This window comes from Microbispora sp. GKU 823 (assembly GCF_002027145.1).
Lineage (GTDB): Bacteria > Actinomycetota > Actinomycetes > Streptosporangiales > Streptosporangiaceae > Microbispora > Microbispora siamensis.
Genome location: NZ_MWJN01000050.1, coordinates 12,072 through 38,614, shown reverse-complemented (window position 1 = coordinate 38,614; position 26,543 = coordinate 12,072). Strand labels below are relative to the sequence as shown.

Annotated in this window: 26 protein-coding genes and 2 pseudogenes; 12 read left to right on the top strand and 16 right to left on the bottom strand. The window is 73.1% G+C overall.

What is annotated here, in order from left to right; genetic code table 11:
• Nucleotides 1-5: 5 nt before the first annotated feature.
• On the bottom strand, nucleotides 6-1,151 hold the full coding sequence (locus tag B1L11_RS24925; RefSeq protein WP_372974719.1) for a steroid 3-ketoacyl-CoA thiolase: 1,146 nt from the start codon (nucleotides 1,149-1,151) through the stop codon (nucleotides 6-8).
• Nucleotides 1,055-1,372: an AMP-binding protein gene (locus B1L11_RS55105; RefSeq protein WP_143737514.1), complete on the bottom strand. Its 318-nt coding sequence runs from the start codon at nucleotides 1,370-1,372 to the stop codon at nucleotides 1,055-1,057. Before B1L11_RS55105 ends, B1L11_RS24925 begins: the two co-directional genes overlap by 97 nt.
• 199 nt (nucleotides 1,373-1,571) lie before the next feature.
• Between B1L11_RS55105 and B1L11_RS24915 the strand changes: the two genes are divergently transcribed.
• Nucleotides 1,572-2,504, top strand: coding sequence for a 3-oxoacyl-ACP reductase (locus B1L11_RS24915; RefSeq protein WP_079316728.1), 933 nt, complete (start codon nucleotides 1,572-1,574; stop codon nucleotides 2,502-2,504).
• A gap of 48 nt (nucleotides 2,505-2,552) precedes the next feature.
• Here the strand turns inward: B1L11_RS24915 and B1L11_RS24910 are convergent, their stop codons facing one another.
• From B1L11_RS24910 to B1L11_RS24900, 3 genes and pseudogenes are all read right to left on the bottom strand, one after another.
• Nucleotides 2,553-3,329 carry an SDR family oxidoreductase gene (locus B1L11_RS24910; RefSeq protein ID WP_079316727.1) on the bottom strand — a complete coding sequence of 259 codons (777 nt, stop codon included), beginning with the start codon at nucleotides 3,327-3,329 and terminating at the stop codon, nucleotides 2,553-2,555.
• A gap of 27 nt (nucleotides 3,330-3,356) precedes the next feature.
• Nucleotides 3,357-4,097, bottom strand: coding sequence for an SDR family NAD(P)-dependent oxidoreductase (locus B1L11_RS24905; protein ID WP_079316726.1), 741 nt, complete (start codon nucleotides 4,095-4,097; stop codon nucleotides 3,357-3,359).
• A gap of 49 nt (nucleotides 4,098-4,146) precedes the next feature.
• Nucleotides 4,147-4,637: pseudogene (locus B1L11_RS24900) on the bottom strand (TetR family transcriptional regulator).
• A 284-nt stretch (nucleotides 4,638-4,921) separates the two neighbouring features.
• On the opposite strand from B1L11_RS24900, the gene B1L11_RS24895 reads away from it, so the two are divergent.
• Together B1L11_RS24895 and B1L11_RS24890 are read left to right on the top strand one after the other, a co-directional pair.
• Nucleotides 4,922-6,457: an FAD-dependent oxidoreductase gene (locus B1L11_RS24895; RefSeq protein WP_079316725.1), complete on the top strand. Its 1,536-nt coding sequence runs from the start codon at nucleotides 4,922-4,924 to the stop codon at nucleotides 6,455-6,457.
• A gap of 11 nt (nucleotides 6,458-6,468) precedes the next feature.
• Entirely contained in the window at nucleotides 6,469-7,641 is a 1,173-nt protein-coding gene (locus tag B1L11_RS24890) for a serine aminopeptidase domain-containing protein (RefSeq protein ID WP_079316724.1), read from the top strand.
• A gap of 54 nt (nucleotides 7,642-7,695) precedes the next feature.
• Here the strand turns inward: B1L11_RS24890 and hsaA are convergent, their stop codons facing one another.
• The gene (gene hsaA / locus B1L11_RS24885; RefSeq protein ID WP_079316723.1) at nucleotides 7,696-8,862 is read right to left on the bottom strand and encodes a 3-hydroxy-9,10-secoandrosta-1,3,5(10)-triene-9,17-dione monooxygenase oxygenase subunit; all 1,167 of its coding nucleotides are present in this window, start codon (nucleotides 8,860-8,862) and stop codon (nucleotides 7,696-7,698) included.
• 172 nt (nucleotides 8,863-9,034) lie between these two features.
• Between hsaA and B1L11_RS24880 the strand changes: the two genes are divergently transcribed.
• From B1L11_RS24880 to B1L11_RS24870, 3 genes are read left to right on the top strand one after another with little or no spacing between them, the layout of a single operon-like run.
• A complete protein-coding gene (locus B1L11_RS24880) occupies nucleotides 9,035-10,204 on the top strand; it encodes a Rieske 2Fe-2S domain-containing protein (protein WP_079316722.1) in 1,170 nt (389 codons plus the stop codon).
• Nucleotides 10,201-10,455 (top strand): ferredoxin, encoded by a 255-nt coding sequence (locus tag B1L11_RS24875; protein ID WP_079316721.1) that lies wholly within the window; start codon nucleotides 10,201-10,203, stop codon nucleotides 10,453-10,455. The genes B1L11_RS24880 and B1L11_RS24875 overlap by 4 nt, the downstream gene beginning before the upstream one ends.
• Nucleotides 10,452-11,249, top strand: a complete 798-nt coding sequence (locus B1L11_RS24870) for an SDR family oxidoreductase (protein WP_079316720.1) — start codon at nucleotides 10,452-10,454, stop codon at nucleotides 11,247-11,249. The genes B1L11_RS24875 and B1L11_RS24870 overlap by 4 nt, the downstream gene beginning before the upstream one ends.
• A gap of 60 nt (nucleotides 11,250-11,309) precedes the next feature.
• Here the strand turns inward: B1L11_RS24870 and B1L11_RS24865 are convergent, their stop codons facing one another.
• On the bottom strand, nucleotides 11,310-12,050 hold the full coding sequence (locus tag B1L11_RS24865; RefSeq protein WP_079316719.1) for a TetR/AcrR family transcriptional regulator: 741 nt from the start codon (nucleotides 12,048-12,050) through the stop codon (nucleotides 11,310-11,312).
• 112 nt (nucleotides 12,051-12,162) lie between these two features.
• Here B1L11_RS24865 and B1L11_RS24860 point away from each other — a divergent pair, with 112 nt between their 5' ends.
• Genes B1L11_RS24860 through B1L11_RS24850 form a run of 3 tightly spaced genes read left to right on the top strand, consistent with a single transcriptional unit; the run spans nucleotide 12,163 to nucleotide 16,293 of the window.
• Entirely contained in the window at nucleotides 12,163-12,753 is a 591-nt protein-coding gene (locus B1L11_RS24860; RefSeq protein ID WP_079316718.1) for an NADPH-dependent FMN reductase, read from the top strand.
• Nucleotide 12,754: 1 nt separating this feature from the next.
• Entirely contained in the window at nucleotides 12,755-14,497 is a 1,743-nt protein-coding gene (locus B1L11_RS24855) for an ABC transporter ATP-binding protein (RefSeq protein WP_079316717.1), read from the top strand.
• On the top strand, nucleotides 14,494-16,293 hold the full coding sequence (locus B1L11_RS24850; RefSeq protein WP_079316716.1) for an ABC transporter ATP-binding protein: 1,800 nt from the start codon (nucleotides 14,494-14,496) through the stop codon (nucleotides 16,291-16,293). The genes B1L11_RS24855 and B1L11_RS24850 overlap by 4 nt, the downstream gene beginning before the upstream one ends.
• Before the next feature lie 27 nt (nucleotides 16,294-16,320).
• Here B1L11_RS24850 and B1L11_RS24845 read toward each other — a convergent pair whose 3' ends face one another.
• From B1L11_RS24845 to B1L11_RS24835, 3 genes are read right to left on the bottom strand one after another with little or no spacing between them, the layout of a single operon-like run.
• Nucleotides 16,321-17,067, bottom strand: a complete 747-nt coding sequence (locus tag B1L11_RS24845) for an SDR family NAD(P)-dependent oxidoreductase (RefSeq protein ID WP_079316715.1) — start codon at nucleotides 17,065-17,067, stop codon at nucleotides 16,321-16,323.
• Complete coding sequence (locus B1L11_RS24840) at nucleotides 17,067-18,548, bottom strand: FAD-dependent oxidoreductase (protein ID WP_079316714.1); 1,482 nt, start codon at nucleotides 18,546-18,548, stop codon at nucleotides 17,067-17,069. Before B1L11_RS24840 ends, B1L11_RS24845 begins: the two co-directional genes overlap by 1 nt.
• Nucleotides 18,549-18,559: 11 nt before the next feature.
• Nucleotides 18,560-19,474, bottom strand: a complete 915-nt coding sequence (locus tag B1L11_RS24835; protein WP_079316713.1) for a VOC family protein — start codon at nucleotides 19,472-19,474, stop codon at nucleotides 18,560-18,562.
• A gap of 312 nt (nucleotides 19,475-19,786) precedes the next feature.
• Here B1L11_RS24835 and B1L11_RS24830 point away from each other — a divergent pair, with 312 nt between their 5' ends.
• Entirely contained in the window at nucleotides 19,787-20,533 is a 747-nt protein-coding gene (locus B1L11_RS24830) for an SDR family NAD(P)-dependent oxidoreductase (RefSeq protein ID WP_256862861.1), read from the top strand.
• A 58-nt stretch (nucleotides 20,534-20,591) separates the two neighbouring features.
• Here B1L11_RS24830 and B1L11_RS51835 read toward each other — a convergent pair whose 3' ends face one another.
• The 5 genes and pseudogenes from B1L11_RS51835 to B1L11_RS51825 all read right to left on the bottom strand — a co-directional run bounded on the left by B1L11_RS51835 (nucleotide 20,592) and on the right by B1L11_RS51825 (nucleotide 22,073).
• A complete protein-coding gene (locus B1L11_RS51835; RefSeq protein WP_256862860.1) occupies nucleotides 20,592-20,669 on the bottom strand; it encodes a TraR/DksA C4-type zinc finger protein in 78 nt (25 codons plus the stop codon).
• Entirely contained in the window at nucleotides 20,651-20,929 is a 279-nt protein-coding gene (locus tag B1L11_RS51830) for a hypothetical protein (RefSeq protein WP_256862854.1), read from the bottom strand. The genes B1L11_RS51835 and B1L11_RS51830 overlap by 19 nt, the downstream gene beginning before the upstream one ends.
• Nucleotides 20,916-21,188, bottom strand: a complete 273-nt coding sequence (locus tag B1L11_RS45575) for a rod shape-determining protein (protein WP_256862859.1) — start codon at nucleotides 21,186-21,188, stop codon at nucleotides 20,916-20,918. The genes B1L11_RS51830 and B1L11_RS45575 overlap by 14 nt, the downstream gene beginning before the upstream one ends.
• Before the next feature lie 109 nt (nucleotides 21,189-21,297).
• Nucleotides 21,298-21,738, bottom strand: a pseudogene (locus B1L11_RS55100) (rod shape-determining protein); the annotation flags it as partial.
• A gap of 14 nt (nucleotides 21,739-21,752) precedes the next feature.
• Complete coding sequence (locus tag B1L11_RS51825) at nucleotides 21,753-22,073, bottom strand: TraR/DksA C4-type zinc finger protein (RefSeq protein ID WP_256862853.1); 321 nt, start codon at nucleotides 22,071-22,073, stop codon at nucleotides 21,753-21,755.
• 1,253 nt (nucleotides 22,074-23,326) lie between these two features.
• On the opposite strand from B1L11_RS51825, the gene B1L11_RS47100 reads away from it, so the two are divergent.
• Nucleotides 23,327-23,476, top strand: a complete 150-nt coding sequence (locus B1L11_RS47100; protein WP_179155308.1) for a hypothetical protein — start codon at nucleotides 23,327-23,329, stop codon at nucleotides 23,474-23,476.
• 33 nt (nucleotides 23,477-23,509) lie between these two features.
• Entirely contained in the window at nucleotides 23,510-25,756 is a 2,247-nt protein-coding gene (gene secD / locus B1L11_RS24815) for a protein translocase subunit SecD (RefSeq protein WP_079316712.1), read from the top strand.
• Between the two features lie 61 nt (nucleotides 25,757-25,817).
• On the opposite strand, the gene B1L11_RS24810 is transcribed toward secD, so the two are convergent.
• Complete coding sequence (locus B1L11_RS24810; protein ID WP_079316711.1) at nucleotides 25,818-26,540, bottom strand: glycoside hydrolase family 25 protein; 723 nt, start codon at nucleotides 26,538-26,540, stop codon at nucleotides 25,818-25,820.
• Nucleotides 26,541-26,543: the final 3 nt, after the last annotated feature.

Genomic DNA, 26,543 nt, shown 5'->3' with positions numbered 1-26,543 from the left:
CTTCCTCAGATCCGTTCGATGATGGTGGCCGTGGCGTGGGCGCCGCCCGCGCACATGGTGACGAGGGCGGTCGAGCCGCCGGTGCGCTCCAGCTCGTGTACGGCCTGGGTGATCAGGCGGGAGCCCGTGGAGCCCACGGCGTGGCCGAGCGCGATCGCGCCGCCGTTCACGTTGACCTTGTCCATGTCGGGATCGAGCTCCCGCGCCCAGGAGAGCACGACCGAGGCGAACGCCTCGTTGATCTCGACGAGGTCGACGTCGGACAGCTTCATGCCCGCCTTCTTCAGCACGTGCCGGGTCGCGTCGATCGGGCCGTCGAGGTGGTAGTAGGGGTCGGAGCCGACCATGCCGGAGGCGACGATGCGCGCACGCGGGCGCAGGCCGAGATCGCGCGCCCGGCCGGCGCTCATCAGCAGCACGCCGGCCGCGCCGTCGCTGATCTGCGAGGAGTTGCCCGCGGTGTGGATGCCCTCCGGCATCACCGGCTGCAGCCTCCCCAGGGCCTCCATGCTGGTGTCGCGCAGCCCCTGGTCCCTGGTGACGACGGCGGTCTCCCCCGTCGGGCCCTCGGGTCCCATCACGGGCGCCTCGACCGCGAGGACCTGTCCCTCGAACCTGTTCTCCGCCCACGCGCGCGCCGCGCGCTGCTGGGAGCGCAGGCCGAACGCGTCGGCGTCCTCGCGGGTGATGCCGCGCCGCCGCGCGATCCGCTCGGCCGCGGTGAACTGGTCGGGCATGTCCAGCGACCACGACGGCGGGAACGGGCTGCCTGCCTCCGGGGTGACCGCCGCGCCGAGGAAGACCCGGCTCATCGCCTCGACGCCGCAGCCGATGCCGACGTCGATCGCGCCGGCCGCGATCAGCCCGGCCACCAGGTGGACGGACTGCTGGCCGGACCCGCAGGCGCAGTCGATCGACGTGCAGGCCGTGCCGTACGGCAGGCGGGCGTGCAGCCACGCCTGCCGGGTGACGTTGTTGGCCTGCTCACCCGCCTGGGTGACGCAGCCGCCGATCACCTGCTCGACCGCGTCGGGGGCCAGGCCGCTGCGCTCGATCAGGCCCCGGTGCACGGCACCGAGCAGCTCGGCCGGGTGCAGCCCGGACAGGGCTCCGTAACGCTTGCCGACCGGTGTGCGCACCGCGTCGACGATGACGGCCCCAGTGACGGTCTCAGCCATCGTTCCTCCTGGTTTGCGTTGAAAGCACGAACTTGGCCCACCGGTACACCGGCCGCGACCAGATGGTTCGCGAGAGCGTTCGCGCGGGCGTAGAGCTCCGCGAAGCTCAGCCGCCGGGCGTCGCAGATCAGCGCGAGGCGTCCGGGGACCGCCGCGGCGACGGCCTCGAACAGGGATGCCACGTTCAGCGCCATGGGAGGAGGCTAGAAATCATTTCTGTTCCGGGCAACGGCCCAGTCCCGCTCAGTGGTGCCGCCGATCGCTTTCCGCACAGCATGGAGCCCATCCTTGTGCCGCTGGGTGGGATGCCCACGATCGCGGACATCTCGACGAGTCAAAACTAGAATACATACTAGTTTTTGGCACGATCACCGATTGAGCAGGAGCGCGCAGATGAGCTCGAACACGAGCCTGGAGAACAGGACCGCCGTCGTCACCGGCGCGGGAGCGGGCCTGGGCCGCAGCGAGGCCCTCGCCCTCGCAGAACGCGGCGCGAACGTCGTCGTCAACGACGTCGGCCCGGCGGCCGAGGACGTCGCGGCCGAGATCAGGGCGCTCGGCCGCGAGGCCGTCGCGGTGACGGGCGACATCGGCGACTGGTCCATCGGCGACCGCCTCGTCCGGACGGCCGTGGACACCTTCGGCGGCCTCGACATCGTGGTGAACAACGCCGGCGTGCTGCGCGACAAGATGCTGTTCAACCTGACCGAGTCCGACTGGGACGACGTCATCCGCGTCCACCTCAAGGGACACGCCGCGCTGTCGCGCGCCGCCGCGGTCCACTGGCGGGCGGCGAGCAAGGCCGCCGGCGGCCCGGTCTACGGCCGCGTGATCAACACCTCCTCCGAGGCGTTCCTGTTCGGATCGGCCGGTCAGCCGAACTACTCCGCCGCCAAGGCCGGCATCGTCGCGCTGACCCTGTCGACCGCTCAGGGCCTGTCGCGGTACGGCGTGCGGGCCAACGCGATCTGCCCCCGGGCCCGTACGGGCATGACGGCGCACGTGTTCGGCGACGGCGGCGAGGTGGGCGGGCTGGACACCCTCGCCCCCGAGCGGGTGGCCACGTTCGTCGCCTACCTCGCCTCCCCCGCGTCGGAGGAGATCAGCGGCCAGGTGTTCGTGGTGTACGGCGACATGGTGGCCCTCATGGCGGCCCCGACCGTGGAGCGCAAGTTCACCGCCGCCGACGGCGTGTTCTCGGTGGAGGAGCTGGACGCGCAGGTCACTCCGCACTTCCACGGGCGGGACCCGTACCGGACCTACGCGGCCTACTCGGTGGCGCAGCTCGACACCACGGGCGTGCAGAACAACGCGGCCGCGAAGTGACAGACGTGGGGCGCCGCGGACATCCGCGGCGGCCCCCACTCCGAATGATCAGTACACGTCGGGGCCGCGCAGGGTGGCCTCCGCGCCGCCGTCCACGAAGATGATCTGCCCGGCCATGTGGGAGTTCTCCGGGCTCACCAGCCAGCGCAGCGCGCCGGCCACGACCTCGGGCTCGGCGTAGCCGTTCAGCGGCATCGGCACCGCCCTGTCCATGATCTTCCGCATCGTCTCGTCCTCGAACAGGGGCGCCGACATCGGGGTCAGCACGACGCCCGGCGCCACCGCGTTGAGCGGGATGCCGCATCCGGCCCACTCCGGCGACGCGGCCCGTGCGCGCAGCCAGCGGACCAGGGCGGACTTCGAGGCGGGGTAGAGCAGCCGGCCCTCGCCGCGCTCGACCGCCTCCCCGGCCAGGGCGACCGCCCGCGGCTCGTCGCCGTCGAGGCAGGCGCGGACCACCTCGGGGTCGGCGGGCTGGGTGGCGGAGATCGAGGCGACCGCGGCGGCGCGGGGCCGCTCCGCCCGGGCGAGCGCCGGGCGCAGCCCTTCCAGGATCGCGGTCACGCCGAAGAAGTTGACGGTGATCGTGCTCACGGTCACCCCTGAGACGCCGGCGCAGGCAACGACGCCGTCCAGCGCGCCGTCCGCCCTGTCGAGCACCGACTCCACCGCGAGCGCCCGCCCGTCCGGCGTGGACAGGTCGGCGCACACGTCGGCGTCCTTGAGATCGACGCCGATCACCTCGTCGCCGCCCGCCCGCAGCGAGGCCGCGAGGGCCCTGCCGATGCCCGAGGCCGACCCGGTCACCGCGATCTTCCGTGTCACGTCGTCGCTCCTTGTCGAAGGGGGGCGTCAGGTTCCGGAGCCGCCGTCGACCCGGAGGTTCGCACCCGTGAGGTATCCGCCGTCAGAGGAGGCGGCGAACGCGATCGCCGCCGCGATCTGCTCGGGGGCGCCGCTGCCGAGCAGCGAGCGGATCCGCCCGAAGTAGCGCAGGTCCGCACCCTCGGGAAACTCGGTGTCGCGCGTCAGCGGGGTCGTCACCGTGCCCGGGGAGATCGGCACCACCCGGATGCCGCGGCCCACCACCTCGGCGGCGAGGCTCAGCGAGAAGGCCAGCACCGCCCCCTTCGACGCGGCGTACGCCGTCATGTACGGGTTGCCCTGGGTGGCCGCGATCGACGCCACGTTCACGATGACCCCGGTCCGGTCGGGCAGGTGACGCAGCGCCTCCCGGCAGAACAGCGCGGTGCCGACGAGGTTGACCGAGAACAACAGGGTGAGGTCGGCCACGGTCAGCGACTCGATCGGCGTCGTCCGCTGGATCCCGGCCACGTTGACCAGCACGTCGATGCCGCCGAGCGCGGCGGCCGCCGCGTCCACGGCCGCGACCACGGCCCGCTCGTCCGTCACGTCGGCCACGTGCGGGACGTACGCGCCCCGCACCAGCCGGCCCGTTTCCGCGAGGCCCCGCTCGTCGCGGTCCACGCCGAAGACGTGCGCGCCCTCGGCGGCGAGCCGGACCGCGGTGGCCCGCCCGATCCCCGAGGCTGCGCCCGTGAGCAGGACCTTCACGCCCTCGAAACGGTTCATGGCGCCGCACGCTACCGACGGGCGGGCGGGACGGCGGAGGCCGTCCCGGTCAGCGGGAGGCGGCGTTGGAGCGGGGCGCGAGCAGCAGTCGGCAGGCGATGCGGATGTCGCTCTCGGTGTCGGGGACCGAGGCCCGGCCGTTCAGGCTCGACTGCAGCACGCCATACCAGCACTGCATGAGCAGCCGGATCAGCGTGACGTCCATGACGGTCGGCTCCTGGATGCCGAGCGTCCGCAGGACGATCTGCCGGAACGTCATGTCGATCGGCCGGCGTCGGCCACCGCGGCGGCGTTGGCGGAGTTCGCCGACTGCAGCATCGCGGTGGCGAGCGCGGGGCGGCGCAGCAACTGCCTGCTGGCCAGCACGAGCACGTCGGCGACGGCGTCCTCCGGCGCGGTGCCCGGCTTCGGCTGCGGGACGCTCTCGTCGAACCGGTCGATCTGCTCGGCCATCACGGCGGTGAACAGGTGGGTCTTCGAGGGGAAGTACCGGTACAGCGTGGCGATCGCCACCCCGGCCTCCTTGGCCACCTCGTGCATCTGGACGCGCTCGAGGCCCTTCTCGGCGCCCATGCGCGCCGCGGCCCGCAGGATCCGCAGGTGCCGGGCGCGCTGCTCCGGCGAGTTGGGCTCCGCCGGCGCCCTGACCTCGGCGATCCTCGGCACGTCTCCCCCTGACCTTTCGTGTTTCGCAACGACGATACACAGCCGTACGGGCCCACCTGCCACTGGTCCATACCACTCAGTGGGATGAGCGAGCCTGGCGCGCCTCCTGCTGCGCTTGCCTGTACGCCACCACTGTCAGGGACGACGGGAGGACGGGCATGGCGGCGCAGTCGTGGGACGACGAGTACGACGTGGTGGTGGCCGGTTCCGGCGCGGGAGCCATGACCGGCGCGCTGGCCGCCGCGGCGAGCGGGCTGCGTACGGTCGTGCTGGAGAAGACGGCGCTGCTCGGCGGCACGTCCGCCTACTCCGGGGCGGCCGTCTGGCTGCCCGGCACCCAGGTGCAGCGCCGCGCCGGGATCGGCGACTCGGCGGAGTCGGCCCGCGCCTACCTCGTCGCGCTGCTGGGCGAGGCGGAGGCCGACCGGCGGGAGGCGTTCCTCGCGACCGCGCCCGAGGTGGCCGAGTTCCTGGAGCGCGACCCGGCGATCGAGTTCGAGTGGAGGGCCTTTCCCGACTACTTCCCCGCGCCGGGGCGGCTGGACGCGGGCCGCTCGTTCGTGCCGCTCGATATGCCGGCCGAGCGGCTCGGCGACCTCGCCGCCCTGGTCCGGCCGCCCGTGGACCGCGACCGCGCGGGCCTGGGCCACGCCGAGGGACCGCTGTCGGCCGGGCGGGCGCTGATCGGCCGGCTGCTGCTCGCCCTCACGAACACCGGGAACGGCACCGTGCGCACCGGCACCGCGCTCACCCGGCTCGTCGTCGAGGACGGCCGGGTGACCGGGGTGGAGGCCGCGACCGCCGACGGCGGAACCGTACGGCTGCGCGCCGCGAGGGGCGTCCTGCTGGCCGCCGGCGGATTCGAGGGCGACGCCGCGATGCGCGCGGAGCACGGCGTCCCGGGGACCGCCGAGTGGTCGATGGCCCCGGCTGGCGCGAACACCGGCGACCCGATCAGGGCCGCCGCCGCGATCGGCGCGGCCACCGGTCTCATGGACGAGGCGTGGTGGTGCCCGGGCGTGGCGCTGCCGGACGGCCGGGCCGCCTTCACCCTGGGCTTCCGCGGCGGGCTCATGGTCGACGCGTCGGGCCGCAGGTTCGCCAACGAGTCGCTGCCCTACGACCGGATGGGCCGCGAGATGACGGCGGCGCCCGGCCGCGTGCCGGCCCATCTGATCTTCGACTCCCGCTCCGGCGGGCGGCTCCCGGCGATCTCGCTGCCGGGCCGCGCCGCCGAGGAGCACCTCGAGGCCGGCACCTGGGTGCGCGCCGAGAGCCTGCCCGAGCTGGCGGAACTGATCGGCGTGCCGGGCGATGCGCTCACCGGCACCGTCGAGCGGTTCAACGGCTTCGCCGAGACCGGCGTGGACGAGGACTTCCACCGCGGCGAGGACCCCTACGACCTGTTCTTCGCGGGCAGGCCGGAGGACCGGCCGAACCCGTGCCTGGTGCCGGTGGACACCCCGCCCTACTACGCCGCGCGGGTGGTGCTCAGCGACCTCGGCACCAAGGGCGGCCTGCGCACCGACCCCGACGGACGGGTGCTCGACGGGAACGGACGGCCGATTCCCGGCCTGTACGCCGCGGGCAACACCAGCGCCTCGTTCTCCGGGCGCCGCTACCCCGGCCCCGGCGTCCCGATCGGTTCGGCCATGGTCTTCGCCTACCGGGCCGTCAGGGACATGGCACGTTGAAAGGAACGCTGATGCCACTCCCCCGATCACGCCTCACGGCGCTCTCCCTGGCCGTCCTGGCCGCCGCGGCGATCATGGCACCCGCCACGGCCGACGCCCGTCCCGTACCTCCAGGGCAGCGGGGCACGCTGCTGTCCGCCCGTCCGCTGACCGGCGCGGCGGCGCTGCCGACCGCGGCCCGCAACTGGTACGTCACCTACGTCTCCGAGGGCGCCTCGGGCAGGCCCGTCACCGTGTCGGGTGTGGTCTCGGTGCCGGCGTCGCCCCCGCCGCCCGGCGGCTGGCCGGTGATCAGCTGGGCGCACGGCACGACCGGTACGGCCGACGTCTGCGCGCCCTCGGCCGACACGGCCGGCGGTCCCGCGCACGGCTACCTGGCCTCGGTGAACCCGACGCTGGACGCCTGGGTGGCGCACGGTTTCGCCGTCGTGCGCACCGACTACGAGGGCCTCGGCACCCCGGGCGGGCATCCGTACCTGAACGGGCGGAGCGCGGCGGACAGCGTGATCGACATGGTGCGCGCGGCGCGCCGTGTGGACCCGCACATCGGACGGGACTGGTTCGCCGCGGGCCACAGCCAGGGTGGCCACGCCGCACTGTTCAGCGCCGCCGCCACCGGCGAGCGCGGGGACGTGCGGCTGCGCGGCGCGATCGCGATCGCCCCCGGCGGCTGGGGCTACTCCCAGACGGTGGCCTACCTCCAGGCGATGCCGGGGGCGAAGGACGCGCTGGCCTTCCTGCCCACGATCCTGTTCGGCGCGGCGGCGGCCGATCCGGCGATCACGCCGGAGGAACTGGTCACCGACGGGGTGAAGCCGCTGCTCGACGCGGCGCGTACGGGATGCATGGACCAGGTGCGGGCGGTCGCCGCGGACACGTCCGTGAGCAGCGTGTTCCGCCCCGGTGCCGACACCGCGACCCTGACCGGCTATCTGCGGGCGCAGGAGCCGGTCGGGCTGAAGGTCCGGGTGCCCACCCTGGTCGCCCAGGGCACGGCCGACGTCCTGGTGCCGAAGCAGACGACCGACCTCATGGTCGCCGACCTGTGCGCGGGCGCGGCGAAGGTCACCTACCGGACCTACGCCGGCGCCGACCACCGGGCGTCGGTCGCGGCCTCGTTCGACGACGCGCTGGCGTTCGCGCGGACGATCCTCGCCGGAGGAACACCCGCGTCCACCTGCTGACGGCGGTGAGAAGGGGCCCGGACGCGGCGCCGTCCGGGCCCCTTTCGCCGTCCGTCAGATCAGGTTGTCCTCGACGGCCAGGCCGAACTCGCCCTTGCCGTACATCGCGAGGGCCCGCTCGACGTCGTTGGCCACGTGGACGCTGCCCGCGTGGGCGTCACGCCAGGCCCGCTCGATCGGGTTGCCCCGGCTGAGGGAGTTGCCCCCGGCGGTCTTGAACAGGATGTCGATCGCCTCCAGCGCGCGCTCGGTGGCGCGCACCTGGTCCCTGCGCACCCGCAGCCGCAGCTCCACCGGGATCGTCTCGCCCCGCACCGCGTGCTCGTACATCTCCCGCACGTTGCGGTCGGTCTGCAGGATGGCCGCGTCGATCTCCGACGCCGCCCGGGCGACGGCGACCTGCGCGAACTGGTCCTCGGCGAACCGGCCGCCGCCGAGGCTGAGCCGTACGCGGTCGCGCATCGCGCTCACGTACGACCGGTAGCAGCCGACGGCCATCCCGATGACCGGGGCGGTGATCGTGGTGGTGAACACGGTGCCGAACGGGATGCGGTAGAGCGGGCCGGTGTTCACCTTCTGGCCGGGGCCGCGAAGCTGCGCCATCTCGTAGTTGCGCATCACGCGGTGCGCGGGCACGAAGGCGTCCTCGACGATGATGTCGTTGCTGCCCGTGCCGCGCAGCCCGATGACGTCCCACACGTCCGCGATCAGGTAGTCGGAGCGGGGCACCAGCACGGTCATGAAGTCCACCGGCTTGCCCTGGTCGCCGAGGACGAGGCCGCCGACCATCGCCCACGACGCGTGCTCGCAGCCGGAGGAGAACCGCCACCGGCCGGACAGCCGGTAGCCGCCCTCGGTCGGGACGAGCCGCCCGACCGGCGCGTACGACGAGGAGATCAGCGCGTCCGGGTCGCTTCCCCACACCTCGTCCTGGGCGGCCTCGTCGAACAGGGCGAGCTGCCAGGGGTGCACACCGAGCACGGCGACGGTCCAGCCGGTGGACCCGCACACCGCCGAGATCTCCCTGACCACCTCGTAGAAGCTCACCGGGTCGCTTTCCACGCCGCCGTACCTCTTGGGCTGCAGCATCCGGAAGACCCCGGCCTGGACCAGCTCCCTGATCGACTCCGCCGGGACCCGCCGGTCCTCGTCGGTGGACCGGGCCCGTTCGGCGATCTTCGGCAGCAGCGCCCGAACCGCGTCCAGGACCTCGTTGCTCATCTGGGAGTCCTCCGTGTCACGCTCGTCGGTCAGATGCCGTCCATGATGGTGCGTGGAGCCGATGACCGCATGTCAGGACACTCCCGGCCAATGGGACTCACCGTCCGGCGGGCCGCCACAGCTCCTACGTTGGCGGACTGAGAGAACGTGCGTCCTGAAGGGTCGGATCAAGGTGACTGCAGTAGAAGCCGGGAACGACGACATCCGCAGAATCGAGGCGGAGGCGGTGCCCACCCGGTTCGCCCGGGGCTGGCACTGCCTGGGCCTGTCGGAGAAGTTCAAGGACGGCAAGCCGCACACGGTCAACGCCTTCGGCCAGAAGCTCGTGGTCTTCCAGAGCGGCGACGGCAGGATCAACGTGCTCGACGCCTACTGCCGGCACATGGGCGGGGACCTGTCGCAGGGCACGATCAAGGGCGACGAGATCGCCTGCCCGTTCCACGACTGGCGCTGGGGCGGCGACGGCCGCTGCAAGAAGATCCCCTACTCGCGCCGCGTCCCGCTGCGCGCCCGCACCGCGGCCTGGACCACGATGGACCAGGACGGCCTGTTGTTCGTGTGGAACGACCCGGAGGGCAACCCGCCGCCGCCCGAGGTCACGATCCCCCGGATCGAGGGCGCGACGCGGGACGACTGGACCGACTGGGTCTGGACCGAGACCATCGTGAACACCAACTGCCGCGAGGTCGTGGACAACGTCGTCGACATGGCGCACTTCTTCTACGTCCACTACTCGTTCCCGACGTACTTCAAGAACATCTTCGAGGGCCACGTCGCCACGCAGATCATGAAGGGCACCGGCCGCCAGGACACCCGCCCGCCCGCGAAGGACGGCGAGCCGAGGCTGCTCGGCAACGACTCGGTGGCGTCGTACCACGGGCCGTCCTTCATGATCGACGATCTGACGTACCACTACGACACCATGGACATCAACTCGGTCCTGATCAATGCGCACTACCCGATCGACGCGCACTCGTTCGTGCTGCACTCGGGGATCATCGTGCAGCGCACCGACAAGCTCTCCGGGCCCGCGGCCGACGAGATGGCCAGGAAGATGAGCTCCTTCATCCTCAAGGGCTTCGACCAGGACGTGCAGATCTGGAAGAACAAGGCACGGATCGACAACCCGCTGCTGTGCGAGGAGGACGGGCCGGTCTACCAGCTGCGCCGCTGGTACGAGCAGTTCTACGTGGACGTCGCCGACGTCAGGCCGGAGATGGTGGAGCGCTTCGAGTTCGAGCTCGACACCGCCCGCCCGGTCGAGGCGTGGAGGAAGGAGGTCGAGGAGAACCTCGCCCGCAAGGCCGCGGAGCTTTCGGCGAGCACGGGCCGGCCCGCATGACGATCCGCCCCGACAACCGGCTGCTCGACGCGCCCATGCAGCCGCTGACCTGCAGGCGGTGCGGCGCCGGGGTGGAGGTACGCAAGGCGAGCTGGCACCAGACCAGCGTCCAGTGGAACGCCGACGCGGCCGGCACCTGCCAGGAGCGCCGCGCCGCCGGGCCCGGAGTCTTCCCCGGCTGCGCGGCGCTGCGGGACTCCATCGTCCAGGCCGCGCTCGACGGCGAGATCGCCGTACCGGAGGAATCGTGATCGACAAGGACGTGTACGGCCCCTGGGCCGTCGTCGCGGGCGGATCCGAGGGAGTGGGCGCGTCGTTCGCCCATCGGCTCGCCGACGCCGGGTTCGACCTCGTGCTCATCGCCCGCAAGCCCGGGCCGCTGGCCGATACGGCCGAGCAGGTCAGGGCCAAGGGCGTCGAGGTGCGCACGCTGGAGCTCGACCTGACCGACCCGGGCGCGATCAAGGCCGTCCGCTCGGTGACCGACGACGTCGAGGTGGGCCTGCTGATCTTCAACGCGGGCGCCAACAGCTACGGCCACGAGTTCGTGACCGGCGACCTCGACCGGGTGCGCGGGGTCGTCGACCTCAACATCACCGCCCAGCTCGCGCTCACCCATCACTTCGGCGCGCTCATGCGGGAGCGCCGCCGCGGCGGCATCATCCTGGTCGGCTCGCTCGCCGGATACATGGGCCAGGCGCAGATCAGCGTCTACTCGGCGGTCAAGGCGTTCAGCCGCGTCTTCGCCGAGGGACTGTGGCTGGAGCTGGGCGAGCACGGCGTGCACGTGCTCGAACTCGTCCTCGGCGTCACCCGCACTCCAGCGATGGAGCGGGCCGGGCTGCGGATGGACCTGCCCGGGCTCAACGTGGCCGAGCCCGACGACGTGGCGCGCGAGGGCCTGGAGCACCTCGCCGACGGCCCGGTCTGGATCGCGGGCGGCAACGAGGAGACGGCCCGCAAGCGGAGCGGCTTCCCCCGGGCCGAGATGGTCCGCAGGGCCCACGAGGCGACGAAGCGAATGATCCCCCCGCCCAGCTCCTGAACGCTCGACGCTCGCCGGCGCGACAGGCGGTCACCCCTCCCGGGTGGCCGCCTGTCGTCTTCATACCTTCAGCCGGGCGGCGATGCCGTCGAGGACGCTGTCCAGCCCCAGCTCGAACTGCCAGTCGTCGTCGTCCTTCCTGACGCCGCCGCGGATGTAGCGCTCGAACGCCGGATAGCGGCCCGACTCCAGCAGCCACCTCATCCGCGACGAGTAGAGGGTGCGCAGGTCGTCCATCTTCTCCGCGCCCTCCTTGCGCATCAGCCTGGCCATCCTGATCCTGGCGGTGGTCGCCCCGGTGACGAACGCGCCGACCGTGCCGATGACCGTCATCGCCGTGTCGGGGTCGAGGCCGAGGCCGTCCAGCGACGCGAGCAGCCGGTCGGTGCGCGCGACGAAGTTGGGGGTCAGCGGCCCGGTCTGGGCCGTGGTCTCCACCAGCCAGGGATGGCGCAGGATGAGGGCGCGCAGCCGCAGGGCGGACACGCGCAGGACCTCCCGCCAGTCACGGCCCTCCACGGCCCGCGCCTCCTCGGCATAGACCGCGTCCACCATCAGCTCGATCACGTCGTCCTTGCCGCGCACGTAGCGGTAGAGGCCCATGGTGGCGACGCCGAGCCGTTCGGCCAGCCGGCGCATGGAGACCGCGTCGAGCCCTTCGGCGTCCGCGATCTCCACGGCCGCCGCGGCGATCTGCGCATGGGTCAGCGCCGCGCGGGGAGGCCGGGCGGGGCGCTCCATCCGCTGCCAGATGGACTCGTGGGCGCCGTCGTCCGCGTCGTCCGCTTTCTTCCCGGCCATCGTCGTGCTCCTCCCGGTTCGGTGTGTACATCGTACTCGGACTTGTACGCCGTACGCATCTGCGCGTACGGTGTACTCGTTGCGTACGCCGTACACACCTCGTGGAGGAACCATGCCCGGAGAACCCCGGCTCAATGTGGCGATGATCATCGGCAGCGTCCGGGACGGGAGGGTGGCCCCCCTCGTCGCGAACTGGTTCGCCGGCCAGGCGGAACGGCGCGACGACCTCGCGCTCGACGTGATCGACCTGGCCGAGACCCGGCTCCCCGACGGGCTGCGCGGGCACTTCGGCGGCGAGAGGCCGGAGGAGGTCGTCGGGCTGCGGCCCCGGGTGGAGACCGCGGACGCCTTCGTCGTCGTGACCCCCGAGTACAACCGCAGCTTCCCCGCCGCGCTCAAACTGATGATCGACAGCTACCACCGGGAGTGGGCGGCCAAGCCCGTCGGGTTCGTCTGCTACGGCGGCATGTCCAGCGGCCTGCGGGCCGTCGAACAGCTCCGGCTGGTCTTCGCCGAGCTGCACGCCGTGACGATCCGCGACTCCGTCGCCTTCCAGAGCCCCTGGACACTGTTCGACGCGGAGGGGAACTGGCCGAAGGACCCCGCGGGCCCGGAGGGCGCCGCCAAGGTCATGCTCGACGAGCTCGTGTGGTTCGGGCGGGCCCTGCGCGACGCGCGCGCGGCCCGGCCGTACGGGGGCTGAGATGGGCTCCCTGCTCCGCTCCGGCCTGCGTCCCCGTCGCGGCGCCGTCGCCCTGATCGCCGTGCTCCAGATCGCGCAGGCGCTCGCCGCCCTCCTGCTGCCCACGTTCAACGCCACGCTCATCGACGACGGCGTGCTGCGCGGCGACACCGGGCTGATCGTGCGTCTCGGCGGTGTCATGGTGGCCGGGACGCTGGCACAGGTCCTGTGCTTGGCCGTGGTGGGCGTCCTCGCCGCCAGGACCGCCGCCACCCTCGGTCACGAGCTGCGCGCCGCCGTCTACGCGAAGGTCCAGGAGTTCTCCTCGCGGGAGGTGGGCCGCTTCGGCGTGCCGTCCCTGATCACCCGCACGGTCGGCGACGTGCAGCAGGTGCAGACGCTGGTCTTCATGGGGCTGACCGGCCTGGCCGCCACGCCCATGATCTTCCTCGGCGGGGTGGTCATGGCGCTGCGGCAGGACCTGCGCCTGTCCACGCTGCTGCTGGTCGCGCTGCCGGCGCTGTCGGCCGTCCTGTGGGCGATCCTGCACCGGCTCACCCCGCTGTCGCAGGCGACGCAGCGCGGCGTCGACAAGGTCAACCGGCTGGTGCGCGAGCAGATCGCCGGGGTCCGGGTCGTCCGGGCGTTCGCCGCCGAGGACCGCGAGCGCGCCAGGTTCGCCGAGGCCAACGGGGCCCTACAGGACTCCGCCGTACGCGCGGCGCGGCTGACGGCCGTCATGTATCCCGCCGGCATGCTGATCGGCAACCTCTGCGGCGTGGCGGTCGTCTGGTTCGGCGGGCACCTCGTCGACGACGGCGTCACCCAGGTGGGCTCGCTGGTGGCGTTCCTGAACTACCTGGCCGTGATCCTGGGGTCCGCCCTGCTCGCGACCTTCACCGTCCTGGCAGCGCCGCGCGCCCGGGTCTCCGCCCTCCGGGTGCGCGAGGTGCTGGAGACCGGGACCGAACCGATGGAGCCGCCGGCCGGCACCGATCGGGCCTGGCGGGGCCGGATCTGGAAGGGTGAGGTGGAGGTCCACGACGCGCACGTGCGCTATCCGGGGGCCGAAGAGCCGGTGCTGCGGGGCGTGAACCTCCTCGTCCGCCCCGGCGAGACCGTCGCGGTCGTCGGCTCCACCGGCTCGGGCAAGACGACCCTGCTGAACCTCGTGGCCCGGCTGCTCGACCCGACCGGCGGGCGGGTGCTCCTCGACGGCACGGACGTCGCGTCGCTGCCCCCGGAGGAGCCGGCCGGCGTCGTCGGGCTGGTGCCGCAGCGGCCATACCTGTTCTCCGGGACCATCGCCGGCAACCTCAGGTACGGCAGGCCCGAGGCGACCGACGCCGAGCTGTGGCACGCGCTGGAGATCGCGCAGGCGCGCGACTTCGTGGAGGCGCTGCCGGAGGGCCTGGAGACGCCGCTCGGCCAGGGGGGCGCGTCGCTGTCCGGCGGCCAGCGGCAGCGCCTGACCGTGGCGCGGGCCCTGGTCGCCCGTCCCCGGGTGCTGCTGCTCGACGACCCGTTCTCCGCCCTCGACCCGCTCACCGAGCGGGCGCTCGCCGACGCGCTGGCGCGGGAGACCCGCGACGTCGCCGTCGTCCTGGTCGCCCAGCGGATCTCCTCGATCCGGCACGCCGACCAGGTGGTGGTGCTCGACGAGGGCCGCGTCGCCGGGTCCGGCACCCACGAGGAGCTGATGGCCTCGTGCCCCGCCTACCGCGAGATCGTGTTCTCCCAGACAGGCCAGGAGGTGGCCGCATGACAGCCCGGAAGCGAGGCGCCGTCCGGCGTCTGCTGGAGACCGCCCGCCCCGAACTCCCGCTCGCCGTGGCCGCCCTGGCCTGCGCGGCCGGGTCCGTGGCCCTGACCGTGGCCGTCCCCCGGTTGCTCGGCGCGGCCACCGACCTGGTGCTGTCGGCCGTGTCCGGGCACCACCGGGTGGACTTCGCCGCGACCGGCCGGGTCCTGCTGGGCGCCCTCGCCTGCTACCTGGCCGCGTTCCTCCTCTCCTTCGTCCAGCAGCGGGCGACCGCGACCATCGCCCAGCGGCTGGTCTTCCGGCTGCGGGAGCGGACCCAGGCCAAGCTCGCGCGGCTGCCGCTGGCCTACTTCGACGGGCGGCAGCGGGGCGACGTGCTCTCCCGCGCCACCAACGACGTCGACAACGTCGGCCAGACACTGCAGCAGGTGCTCAGCGTGGCGGTCACCGCACTGCTCACGCTCGTCGGCGTGCTGGTGATGATGGTGTGGACCTCGCCGCTGCTCGCCCTGGTCTCGGTGGTCATGGTGCCGCTGTCCGTCGTGGCGGCCAGGGCGGTCGGCAGGCGGGCCCAGCCGAGGTTCGCCGAGCAGTTCGCGGCCACGGGCCGGCTCAACGCCCACATCGAGGAGACCTACACCGGGCACGCCCTGGTCAGGGTCTTCGGCCGGCGGCGCCAGGCCGTACGGGAGTTCGGCGAGCGCAACGACGCGGTGTTCCGCGCGGGGTTCCGGGCGCAACTGCTGTCCAGCCTGATCGGCCCGTCGATGTCGCTCGTCATGAACCTCAACTACGTGCTCGTCGCGGTCATCGGCGGCCTGCGGGTGGCGGCCGGCGCGCTGTCGGTCGGCGACGTGCAGGCGTTCATCCAGTACTGCCTGCAGTTCGGGCAGCCGGTGAACCAGGTCACGTCGATGTCCACCCTCCTGCAGTCGGTGCTCGCCTCGGCCGGGCGGATCTTCGAGCTGCTCGACGAGGACGAGGAGGAGCCCGTCGCCGATCCCGTCCACCTTCCGGCCACGACCACCGGGCGGGTGACGTTCGAGAACGTCTCGTTCCGGTACGCGCCGGATCGTCCCCTGATCGAGGACCTGTCCCTGGTCGCGGAGCCGGGGCAGACCGTCGCGATCGTCGGCCCGACCGGCGCGGGCAAGACCACGCTGATCAACCTGCTCATGCGCTTCTACGACGTCACGGGCGGGCGGATCACGGTGGACGGGGTGGACATCTCCCGGGTGCCCCGGCAGGAGCTGCGCGCCAGGATCGGCATGGTGCTCCAGGACACCTGGCTGCGGCACGGCACGATCGCCGACAACATCGCGTACGGCGCCGGCGACGTGCCGCGCGAACGGATCGTCGAGGTGGCCAGGGCGACCGGCGTCGACCACCTCGTGCGCACGCTGCCCGACGGGTACGACACGGTGGTCGACGACGACGGCGAGGGGCTGAGCGCGGGCGAGCGCCAGCTCGTCACCATCGCCCGCGCGTTCCTGGCCGATCCCCCGATCCTGGTGCTCGACGAGGCCACCAGCGCCCTCGACACCCGCACCGAGGTGCTGGTGCAGCGGGCCATGACCTCGCTGCGGGCCGGGCGCACCGGTTTCGTCATCGCGCACCGGCTGTCGACCATTCGGAACGCCGACCTGATCCTCGTGATGGACGAGGGGCGGATCGTCGAGCAGGGCACGCACGACGAGCTGCTGGCGGCGGAAGGCGCCTACGCCCGGCTGTACCGTTCCCAACTCACCGGGGCCCAGCCCGCGGCGCCGGCCACCGTCACCTGGTACGACCGGACATGACCGGCGTGACCGGGGCCGGGACGGCGGTCAGCTGTGCGAGCCGCCGTCCACGCGGACCTCGACGCCGTTGAGGTAGGCGCCGTCGGCCGAGGCCGCGTACGCGATGGTCCCGGCGATGTCCTCGGGGCGGCCGGGCCTGCCCCAGAGGGGATAGGTGCGCGCGTACCACGACGTGTCGACGCCGGCGAACGTCTCCCGGTTGGCGGTCAGCGGCGTGGCGACCCCGCCGGGCGAGACCGGGACGACGCGGATCCGCCGCGACGCGAGCTCGGCGGCGAGGCTGATCGAGAACGACAGCAGCGCCCCCTTGGACGCGGCGTAGCCGGTCATCCACGGGTGCGCCTTCGTCGCCGCCGTCGAGGTGACGTTCACGATGACCCCGGTGCCGTCCGGGATGTGCGGCAGCACCTCCCGGCAGAGCGTGACAGGGGCGAACACGTTGACCGCGAAGATGGTCCGGTAGTCGTCGAGCCCCACCGACTCCAACGGGGTGACCCGCAGCACTCCGGCGACGTTGGCCAGCACGTCCACCCGGCCGAGGCGGGCGACGGCCGCGGTGGCGGCCGACACCACCGCCGTCTCCTCCGCCAGGTCCGCCCGGTGGGGGATGAACCGGTCCGTCCCCGCCAGCTTCCCGGTCTCCGCGAGCCCCTCCTCGTCCCGGTCCACCGCGAAAACCGTGGCGCCCTCGGCCAGCAGCCGTACGGCGGTGGCCCGCCCGATGCCCGACGCCGCCCCGGTGAGCAGCACGTTCTTGCCGTCGAACCGGTTCATCACGCCTCCTTGGCGACCGCGCGGCCGGCGCGGCGGCCGAAGAAGGTGCCGTCGCCGAGAGAGGTGCCGCTGACATATCCCTCGCCGTGGATGCCGGAGGAGGCGCGTCCCGCGGCGTACAGGCCGGGGATCGGCCGCCCGGACTGGTTCAGCACCTCGCCGTCCACGGTCGTGCGCAGGCCGCCGAGCGTGAAGCCGGCGGCGCCGGTCCCCTTGCCCGCGCTGTCGCGGTCGCCCATGCCGAATCCCAGCCGCGGATCGGCGGCGGCGAACGGCCCCTTCAGCGGGCGCAACCACTTGGGGTCCTTGTGGAAGTAGGGGTCCTCGCCGCGCTCGGCGTGCCGGTTGTACACCGCGACGGTGTCCTCCAGCGCGCCCTGCGGCATGCCGAGCGACTCCTCCAGCTCGGCGAGGGTCTCGGCCACGAAGACCGGGCGCACGCCCCACAGGTCCCGCGCGGGGATGTCCTCGTAGCCCTCCTCGTCGATGATCGCCCAGTACGGCCCGGGCTGGTGCCGTACGGCGGCGACGCTGAACAGGCCGGGATAGACGTCCTCGTTTATGAAGCGCCGGCCGAGCCCGTTCACGAGCATGCCGCGCACCAGCATCGCGGGCAGCGCGGTCATCGCGATCTCGACCTCGCCCATGCGGCGGGTGGCCGCGCCGAGCGCGGTGGCCATGCGGATGCCGCCGCCGTCGTCCAGGCCGTCGCTGACCTTGCCGTGCCCGAGCAGCACCGGAGCGTGGTCGGCGAGCATCTCCTCGTTGTCGACGAACCCGCCGGTGGTCAGCACCACTCCCCTGCGGGCGCGGTAGGTCACCTCCTCGCCGTACCGGCGGGCCACGACCCCGGTGACCCGGCCGTCGCCGTCGACCACCAGGTTGGTGGCGCGGGTGTCGGCGTGGCAGGCGGCTCCGGCCGCCCGCGCCGCCTCCACCAGCCTGTCCATCAGCAGCCGGCCGCCCCAGCTCTCGACGGCCGGGCGGTGGCCGCGCGGCACCGGCCGCGCGACGGTGTTGTACGGCCAGGCGTTCTCCCCGAGCCACATCAGGCCGTCGGTCGTCGGGGGCATCCAGCTCGGCGCGTCGAAGAACGACTCGTTGAAGGGCACGCCCCTGGCCCGGAACCACTCGAAGTGCTCGACGCTGCCCTCGCAGTACAGCCGCAGCTTCTCCTCGTCGGCGTGCGGGCCGAGCGCCGCCGTGAGGTAGGCGAACATGGTGCCCGGGTCGTCCTCGAAGCCGCAGGCCCGCTGGATCGCGGTGCCGCCGCCGAGGTACAGCTCGCCGCCGGACATCGCGGACGAGCCGCCCGGCCCGCCCGCGCGCTCCAGCACCAGCACGTCCGCGCCCGCCGCGGCGGCCTCGTACGCGGCGGCCGCGCCGGCGCAGCCGAAACCGACGACGAGCACGTCGCACTCGTGGTCGAACGCGGCGACGGAGGCCGCGGGAACGGGCTCGACCGACGGCCGGGGAGTCATCGGCGGCTCACTCACTTCTTCGGCACGAAGGTGGCCAGCGGCTCGGAGCCCGACCAGTCGTGGCCCCAGTAGCTGTCGGCGGTGATCTCCTCGGCCGTGTAGTACGTCTCGTCGACGAGCATGCCCTCGGTGCCGTACTCGATGTCCCAGCCGCCGGGGGCGCGGACGTAGAAGGAGACCATCTTGTCGTTGGTGTGCCGGCCGAGGGTGGAGGAGATGGAGAAGCCCGACCTGCGCACCCGGTCGAGCGCGATGCCCACGGCGTCCAGGCTGTCCACCTCGACCATCAGGTGCACCAGGCCGGGGTCGCCCGCGTACCCGGCGGGACAGACCGCGAGGCTGTGGTGGCGCTGGTTGACGCCCATGAAGCGCACCCGGCGGTACGGCGGCTTCCCGCCGCCCATCTTGATGGCCCCCCGGGGCAGGAAGCCGAGCACCTCGGTGTAGAAGGAGACGGTCTCGTCCATCGCGGTGGTGGGCACCACGACGTGGCCCATCCCCTGCGCGCCGGTCACGAAGCGCTGGCCCAGGCCGGTCACGACCGGGCTGTGGTCGAGCACGGGGCCGAAGAAGACCTCGACGGGAACGCCCGCGGGGTCGGTGAACGCGATGACCGCCTCGGCGTCGCGCTCGGCAGACTCCTCCTCCGACAGCACCTTCACCGGCGTGCCGGACGCTTCGACGGCCCGGCCGACGGCGGCGAGCGCGAACTGGTCGCGCACCTCCCAGCCGACCGCGAGCACCCGGTCGGTGTCGCCGGGCAGCACGACGAGGCGTGCGCGGCGCTCGTCCATGCGCAGGTACAGGCCGTCCGGGTCCGGCCGGACCCCTCGGCCGAAGCCGAGCCCGTCGATGAGGAGTTCGCGCCAGCGCCCGATGTCACGCGTCTGGACCTTGAGGTAGCCGAGTCCTCGGATCTGCGTCACTTGTGCTCAATCCAATCTGCCGGTCGGGGGGCCGAGCGTCGATCCCCACCGTGACAGACCCCGCGCCCGGCCGCCCCCGTCCTCCCGCTGAGTGAGAGTCCCCGGCGGGCCCGCTGCCGTACGGGGCTTCGACCCCGCCTCCGACCTCGGCCTGACGAGCTGACCGGCCCGTCCCACTGATCGGAAGCGGCCCGGCTCGCGGCGGCGGGGGCGGCTAACCTCTCCGCGTTTCCGGCGAGGAAGGGCGGGCACAGTGGGCGACGGGGCGGCTGGCCGGGCGGACGGCCATCATCACGGGCGCGGGCGACGGGGATCGGCAGGGGCGTGGCCCGCCGCTTCGCCGCCGAGGGCGCGAAGGTGCTGGTGGCGGAGATCGACGAGGAGACCGGCACGCGGACCGCCCGGGAACTGGCCGCCGAGTTCGGCGCCGACGCCAGGTTCGTCCGCACCGACGTCACCGACCGGGCCCAGGTCGAGGCGATGGTCGAGGCCGCCGCCGAGGCGTGGAGGCGGATCGACATCCTGGTCAACAATGCCTGGGGCAGCGTGGGCCCGATGAGCCGGGTGGAGAACAAGACCGACGAGCAGCTCGACCGCGGCTTCGCCATGGGCTACTACGGCCCGTTCTGGGCGATGCGTGCCGCGTTCCCGCACATGAAGCGGCAGGGCTGGGGCCGGGTCGTCAACATGTGCTCCCTGAACGGCGTCAACGCCCACATGGGCACGCTGGAGTACAACTCGGCCAAGGAGGCGCTGCGCACGCTCACCCGTACGGCGGCCCGGGAGTGGGCGCCGACCGGCGTGGTGGTGAACGCGGTCTGCCCGGGCGCGAAGAGCGCGGCCTTCGCCCGCAGGATGGCCGAGAACCCCGAGCTCGATGCGGCGGCCGGCCGGTCGAACCCGATGGGCCGGATGGGCGATCCCGAGCTGGACATCGCTCCGGTCGTGCTGTTCCTGGCCGGCGAGGACGCCCGCTACCTGACCGGCAACACGCTGTCCGTGGACGGCGGCGCGCACATCAACGGCGTGGCGTGGGCGCCCGACCTCGACGCCTCCTGAAGCGCGCGGGCGCGCCCGCTCCGCACCGGTGGGCGGTGGCGGAGCGGGCGCGCCGGCGTCAGCGGGCCTCGTGGCGCCGCTGGCAGGCGATGCAGTAACGGGCCATGGGCCGGATCTTCAGCCGGCCGAACGGGATGACCGCGGTGCAGTCGGCGCACCGGCCGTAGCTGCCCTCCTCGATCCGCTCCAGCGCCTTGCGCAGCTCGGCGACCGCCCGCTCGGTGGCGGCGACGTCGGCGAGCAGGGCGAGCCTGGCGGTGTCGTCGTTGCGCCGTCGACGGCGGCCCGCAGGTCGCGCAGCTGCACCTCACGCCACTGGAGCTGCTCCTCCAGGTCGGCGCGCATCGCCTGTGTCTGCGGCTCGCTGATCGCGGTGAACTCGTCACTGGTGGTCATCGTCGACGTCCTTTCGTCCGATGGCAGAGGTGCCGGAGGTGCCGGAGGTGCGGTGCTCGACCGTGGACAGCAGGCAGGCCAGCCCTCTGACGGTCGCGTTGGCGGGATCGGCCGCGGGGCTGACGGTGATCCGCAGCTCCGCGCAGAGCTTGCGGGCCAGCTCGGGGTCGCGGGCGCCGCCGCCCGTGATCAGCAGGCCCTGCTGCCGGGCGGTGGCCCGCAGCGCGGCGGGAACGCGCGCGATCAGGTCGGCGACCATCGCCACGACCCGTTCCCGCGCGTACGGCGGCAGCCGGTGCCCTCGGCAGGGTCGCCCGCGGCGACCTGTACGGCGCCCGCGTCGGCGATTTCGCGGCCCGGATGACGACGGCCTCGGCGATCCCCGCCCCCGCGTCGAGCAGGAGCCGGGGCCTCGGGTCGGCGATGTCCACGCCGCAGCCGACCGCTGCGGCCAGCGGCTCCTCGACGATCCTCACCCGGCAGCGGGCGGCGCTGCTGACCGCCGCGTACGCCGCCCGCCGGTCCAGCCGGGAGGCCGCGACGGGCACGCCGAGCAGGACGAGATCGAGGGACTGGTGCCGCTCGGTCACGGCGTCGCCCAGCGCCGTGCGGACCAGCCGGGCGCAGGCCGGCATGTCGGCGACCATGCCGTGCCGCACGGGCCACTGGCGGGCCGTCCCCGGACCGCCGCACGCCGAGGGCCGTTCCTTGATCGCCGTGCTGCCGGACAGCAGCAGCCGGGTCCGCGCGGTGCCGAGGTCGAGGGCCAGGGCCGCTCCCCCGCCCCTCCTCCCGTTGACACCGGTCATGCCGGTCATGACCGTCATGCCGTCAACCGGGTCTCGCCGGCGCAGGAGGCGCACTGCTGCACGTGGGGCGCGAGCCGGAGCCGGTCGAGCGGCAGGAACGCCTCGCATCGGGTGCAGGTGCCGTAGAGGCCCCGATCCATCCGCTCCAGTGCCGCCTCGATCGCGGCGACGTCGAGACGCGCCTGCCGTACGCGCACGGCGGACGGACGGGACCAGGCCAGCTCGGCCCGGGCGGCGTGGAGCCGCTCCTCGAGCAGCATGCGCAGCTCGGACAGCTGCGCGGTGTACCGCCGGCACTCCTCCATGAGGAGGCGCGGCGACCTGATCTCTGCCATAAGCGGCATCACTCCAGGTGAGGGATGAGGTCGGCGCGCGAGCACGCGCGCCATCGACGCACCGGTGCCGGTGCGCGATACGAGTACGCGGGCGGACCCGCGCATGGTGGTCAAGGGCTCGGAAGGCGACCCCGCGGAGCCGGGGGACGCGACGACCGCCCGCCCGGGCGGCCGAGGCGGGACGGCGGGGTGCGGGTGCGCGAAACGGGCACCGGGTCACCGGGTCGCGTCGCCGGTCGCCTGACGCGCCGGGCCGGTGCGGCCGGGGACGGGTCAGGCGTGCGACGACGAGGACCGGGACGGTGCCGCGGTTCCGGCGCGCCCCGAGCGAGCTCGTGTCACAGGGCCTGTGGTGGGCTGCGCGAGCCGGCGGTGCGGTGCCCGGTCTGTTGTGGACTGAGGACGATGTCCTCGTGGTGCCGGGCGTGCACGATGCGGAGACGGGAGCCGCCGGTGCGGCCGCCGCGGTGCGCGGCCGGAACGGGAACGGCAGATGCTCGGGACCGGCGGCGCCCGTGGGCAGGGTCGCCGACTGCGGCGTCCACGCCCCCGGCGTCCACACCTCGGCGGCGGCCTGCGGCGCGCGCTGGGCGGGATCTCCGCCATACCAGGCGGGCGTGGATGCGACCAGCGCGAGGGCAAGCATCAGCAGGCCCACCACCAACGTGAAGGCGGTGGACCCGCACGTGCCACGTCGTGAGGTCGCCATGAGACCGACCATAACCCACCTTCGCGAAACGGTCATCTGCGTTTCCCGCTGCCCGTTTCTCCCGATCGGTTCGCGCCCGATTTCCGCCATTCGCTGTGTGTACCCGTTCTCCGAAACCGTTCCCGTCCGCCCGGGTGCGTTCTCCGTTCCCCCCCGGCTGCCGTTCTCACCGGCACGGGATGCGGCACCCGGGCGCGGAACTCGCTACGGTGGCCGGAAGACCGGGTCTCGTGAGAGAGGGCCGAGCCGTGCGGAAGGGAGGGAAGGCTCGTGCGACGCAGGCTGACCGCCGCGCTGCTGCTCCTGCTGCACGCGATCTTCCTGACCGCCGGCGGGGTTCCCGCGTCCGCGTCCGCGTCCGTGTCCGCGTGGGAGACGCCGCACCGCGCGGCGGCCCTCCAAACAGCGGGCCACCAAACAGCGGGCCACCACACCGCAAGCGCCCGGCTCACCGACACGCGGATGTGCCCTCCGGCGCACGCCACGCGGCCCGGTCCCAGGGGCGACCCCGCCCCGGGTCCAGGCGGGCGCGGGCGGTCCCGGCGTGTCCGGCGGGCCGGTCGTGCTGCCCAACCCGGCGACGCCACGCGGCGGCACCCGGGTCACCCGGGCCGGGCCGCACCACGACGGCCCGCCCGCACAGTGCCCGCGCCGGGCCGCCTCGGCCCGCGCTCCTCCCTCCACCGCGTACTGAGACCTTTCCCGCTCGTACGCCTGTGGAGGCTTCATGTCCCGTGCGCCCCTGTGGCGCGCGGTGGCGGCGCTCGCCGTCATCGCGACCTCACTGCTGCTCGCCCTCACCATGGCCCCGCGTCTCGGTCTCGACCTGCGCGGCGGCACCCAGCTCGTCTTCGAGACGAAGGACTCTTCCACGGTCAAGGCGGACGCCGACGCCACCGACCGTGCCCTCGACGTGCTCCGGCGCAGGGCGGACGCCCTCGGAGTCGTCGACCCCACCCTGGTCCGCTCCGGCGAAAGGCGGATCATCGTCGAACTGCCCGGTGTGCTCGACCCGCGCGAGGCCGCCGCGGTCATCGGCAAGACCGCTCAGCTCAACTTCCATCCGGTGCTCGGTCCCGCCGAGGACGGCGACAAGGACGCGGTCGCCGACGAGAGCGGCCAGAAGCTGAAGCTCGGCCCGGTCGCCCTCAGCGGGGCCGGCGTCACCGACGCCGCCGCGCGCAGCGACCCCCAGATGGGGCCCGGCTGGTTCGTCACGATCGACTTCAAGGAACCCGGCCCCTGGCGGGAGCTGACCGGGAAGGCGGCCTGCGCGCCGGTCGGCGACCACAAGCGCCGCGTCGCCATCGTCCTCGACAACGAGATCATCTCCTCACCGCAGGTGGCCGACTCGGTGGCCTGCGACGCGGGGATCTCCGGCGGCACCACGCAGATCACCGGGTCGTTCACGCCGCAGGAGGCGCAGAACCTCGCGGTGCTGATCAAGGGCGGCTCGCTCCCGGTGCCGCTGGAGCTGGTCGAGCAGCGGACGGTCGGCCCGACCCTCGGCGCCGACGCCATCACGGCGAGCGCCAAGGCCGGCGTCGTCGGGGTGATCCTGACCGCGGTGTTCATCGGCGTCGTCTACCGGCTGGTGGGCGTGCTGGCCGCGGTCGCGCTCGCCTGCTACGGCCTGATCTCGTACGCCGGGCTCGTGGCCATGGGAGCAACGCTCACGCTGCCCGGCCTGGCCGGGTTCGTCCTCGCGATCGGCATGGCGGTGGACGCCAACGTGCTGGTCTTCGAACGGGCCAGGGAGGAGTACGGCGCGGCGCCCCGCCGGGGCCTCAAGGCGGCCCTCGACCGGGGCTTCAAGAACGCCTGGAGCGCGATCGCCGACTCCAACATCACCACCCTGCTCGCCGCGGGGCTGCTGTTCTGGCTCGCCTCCGGGCCGGTGAAGGGCTTCGGCGTGACGCTGGCCATCGGCGTGCTCGCCTCGCTGGTCTCGGCGATGCTGATCACCCGGGTGCTCGTCGCCGCCCTGATCGGCAGGATCGGCCCCCGGGCCTCCGGCATCGGCTCGATCGGCCGGGTCAGGACCTGGCTGACCCGGCGCGACCCGGACCTGATGCGCGGCAGGCGGCTGTGGCTCGCCGTCGCGGCCGGGCTGCTCGTGCTGGCGGGGGCCGGGCTGGTCACCCGTGGGCTGAACTACGGCGTCGAGTTCACCGGCGGCCGCATCGTCGAGTTCGGCACGAGCAGGCCGGTCGACGTCGCCACGGCGAGACAGGCGGTGGCGGACGCCGGGTTCCCCTCGGCCGTCGTGCAGCAGTCGGACGACGCGATCTCGGTGCGCACCGGGCAGATCGGCGCCGACGACGTGATCCGCATGGAGGAGGCGCTCGACCGGCGCGTGGGCGAGGTCACCAAGCAGCGTGACGAGCTCATCGGGCCGAGCCTCGGCGAGGAGTTGCGCCGCAACGCGCTCATCGCGCTCGCCGTCGCGCTCGCCGCGCAGCTCGTCTACCTGGCGTTCCGGTTCCGGTGGACGTTCGGCACGGCGGCCGTGGCGGCGCTGTTCGTGGACGCGGCCGTCGTCGTCGGAGCGTTCGCCTGGATGGGCAAGCCGATCGACGGGGTGTTCCTGGCCGCGATGCTCACGATCATCGGCTATTCGGTCAACGACAAGGTCGTGCTGTTCGACCGGGTACGCGAACTGTGGCCGGTGCGGAGCGGGGAACCGTTCGGCCGCGTGGTGAACAGCGCGATCCTGCAGACCGTGCCGCGCACCGTCAACACCGGGCTGGGGGCGCTGTTCATCCTGGCGGCGCTGGCGGTGTTCGGCGGCGACTCACTGCGCGACTTCGCCGTCGCCCTGCTGATCGGCATCATCGTGGGGACGCTGTCGTCGTCGTTCGTGGCCGGGCCGGCAGCGATCGCGCTGGAGAGGCGCACCACCCAGCCGCCGCCGGCTCCCGCCGCCCCGCGTGCCAGGCCCGTACGGCGCGACGGCTCCGGCGCAGTGGTCTGACGTGATCTGATCGGCCGGGCTAGGCCCCGGGGTGGGGTGTCCCGCCCCGGGGCCCGTACGGCTACGGACGGCCGAGCGCGCGCAACTGGAGGGGCGTCAGCGCGGAGACGTTCTGGTCGATGGGCGAGTCGGTGTACTGGTGGATCGCCCAGGACTTCCAGTCGGCCGGCGGCGTGATGTCGCCCGGGGCCTTGCTGTAGTGGGCCACCCACAGCGGGTACTGGCCGAGGCCGTGGCCGTACTCGTTGGCGAAGTTCCAACCGCTGTAGAACATCGGCCTGGTCCCGGTCTTGGCCGTCACGTACTCCAGCCAGGTCTTGGCCCACTGATTGACGTGCTCGACGGACTCGCCGTCGCTGGTCTCCAGGTCGAGCACCAGGATGTCGCCGGGCTTGCTCGGCTGCGCGTTCACCACCTCGAGGAAGTGGTCGGCCTCGGCGATGGGGTCGTTGGAGGGATGGCCGTAGTGGTAGACGCCGCGGACGATGCCCTTCTTCTCCAGCTCCCGCCAGTGGCGGGGGAAGGACGAGTCGGTCCACGAGGTCCCCTCGGTGGCCTTGATGAAGCCGAACTGCGCGCGGCTGTTCATCCAGTCGTGGTCGGCCTCGTAGCCGGAGACGTCCTGGCCGTACGTGTGCGGGTTCGCGTAGGCCGGGGCGGGCAGGACGACGGCCGCCGTGACGGTGGCCGTGGCGGCCGACATCGCGAGGGTCGCCGCCGCGAGGGCGGAGCGCAGGCGCCGGCGGGAGGGCCGGCTCCCGAGGGAGAGCCGATGGCTGGACATGAC

Excerpts from the sequence above, each read along its gene's own strand:
- B1L11_RS24860 (WP_079316718.1), top strand. The coding sequence starts at position 12,163 with ATGCCCGGAGAACCCCGGCTCAATGTGGCGATGATCATCGGCAGCGTC.
- B1L11_RS51830 (WP_256862854.1), bottom strand. The coding sequence starts at position 20,929 with ATGACCACCAGTGACGAGTTCACCGCGATCAGCGAGCCGCAGACACAG.
- secD (WP_079316712.1), top strand. The coding sequence starts at position 23,510 with ATGTCCCGTGCGCCCCTGTGGCGCGCGGTGGCGGCGCTCGCCGTCATC.
- B1L11_RS24875 (WP_079316721.1), top strand. The coding sequence starts at position 10,201 with ATGACGATCCGCCCCGACAACCGGCTGCTCGACGCGCCCATGCAGCCG.
- B1L11_RS24810 (WP_079316711.1), bottom strand. The coding sequence starts at position 26,540 with ATGTCCAGCCATCGGCTCTCCCTCGGGAGCCGGCCCTCCCGCCGGCGC.
- B1L11_RS24865 (WP_079316719.1), bottom strand. The coding sequence starts at position 12,050 with ATGGCCGGGAAGAAAGCGGACGACGCGGACGACGGCGCCCACGAGTCC.
- B1L11_RS24840 (WP_079316714.1), bottom strand. The coding sequence starts at position 18,548 with ATGACTCCCCGGCCGTCGGTCGAGCCCGTTCCCGCGGCCTCCGTCGCC.
- B1L11_RS24915 (WP_079316728.1), top strand. The coding sequence starts at position 1,572 with ATGAGCTCGAACACGAGCCTGGAGAACAGGACCGCCGTCGTCACCGGC.
- B1L11_RS51825 (WP_256862853.1), bottom strand. The coding sequence starts at position 22,073 with ATGGCAGAGATCAGGTCGCCGCGCCTCCTCATGGAGGAGTGCCGGCGG.
- hsaA (WP_079316723.1), bottom strand. The coding sequence starts at position 8,862 with ATGAGCAACGAGGTCCTGGACGCGGTTCGGGCGCTGCTGCCGAAGATC.
- B1L11_RS45575 (WP_256862859.1), bottom strand. The coding sequence starts at position 21,188 with ATGGTCGCCGACCTGATCGCGCGCGTTCCCGCCGCGCTGCGGGCCACC.
- B1L11_RS24845 (WP_079316715.1), bottom strand. The coding sequence starts at position 17,067 with ATGAACCGGTTCGACGGCAAGAACGTGCTGCTCACCGGGGCGGCGTCG.
- B1L11_RS24890 (WP_079316724.1), top strand. The coding sequence starts at position 6,469 with ATGCCACTCCCCCGATCACGCCTCACGGCGCTCTCCCTGGCCGTCCTG.
- B1L11_RS24855 (WP_079316717.1), top strand. The coding sequence starts at position 12,755 with ATGGGCTCCCTGCTCCGCTCCGGCCTGCGTCCCCGTCGCGGCGCCGTC.
- B1L11_RS55105 (WP_143737514.1), bottom strand. The coding sequence starts at position 1,372 with ATGGCGCTGAACGTGGCATCCCTGTTCGAGGCCGTCGCCGCGGCGGTC.
- B1L11_RS24905 (WP_079316726.1), bottom strand. The coding sequence starts at position 4,097 with ATGAACCGTTTCGAGGGCGTGAAGGTCCTGCTCACGGGCGCAGCCTCG.
- B1L11_RS24895 (WP_079316725.1), top strand. The coding sequence starts at position 4,922 with ATGGCGGCGCAGTCGTGGGACGACGAGTACGACGTGGTGGTGGCCGGT.
- B1L11_RS24850 (WP_079316716.1), top strand. The coding sequence starts at position 14,494 with ATGACAGCCCGGAAGCGAGGCGCCGTCCGGCGTCTGCTGGAGACCGCC.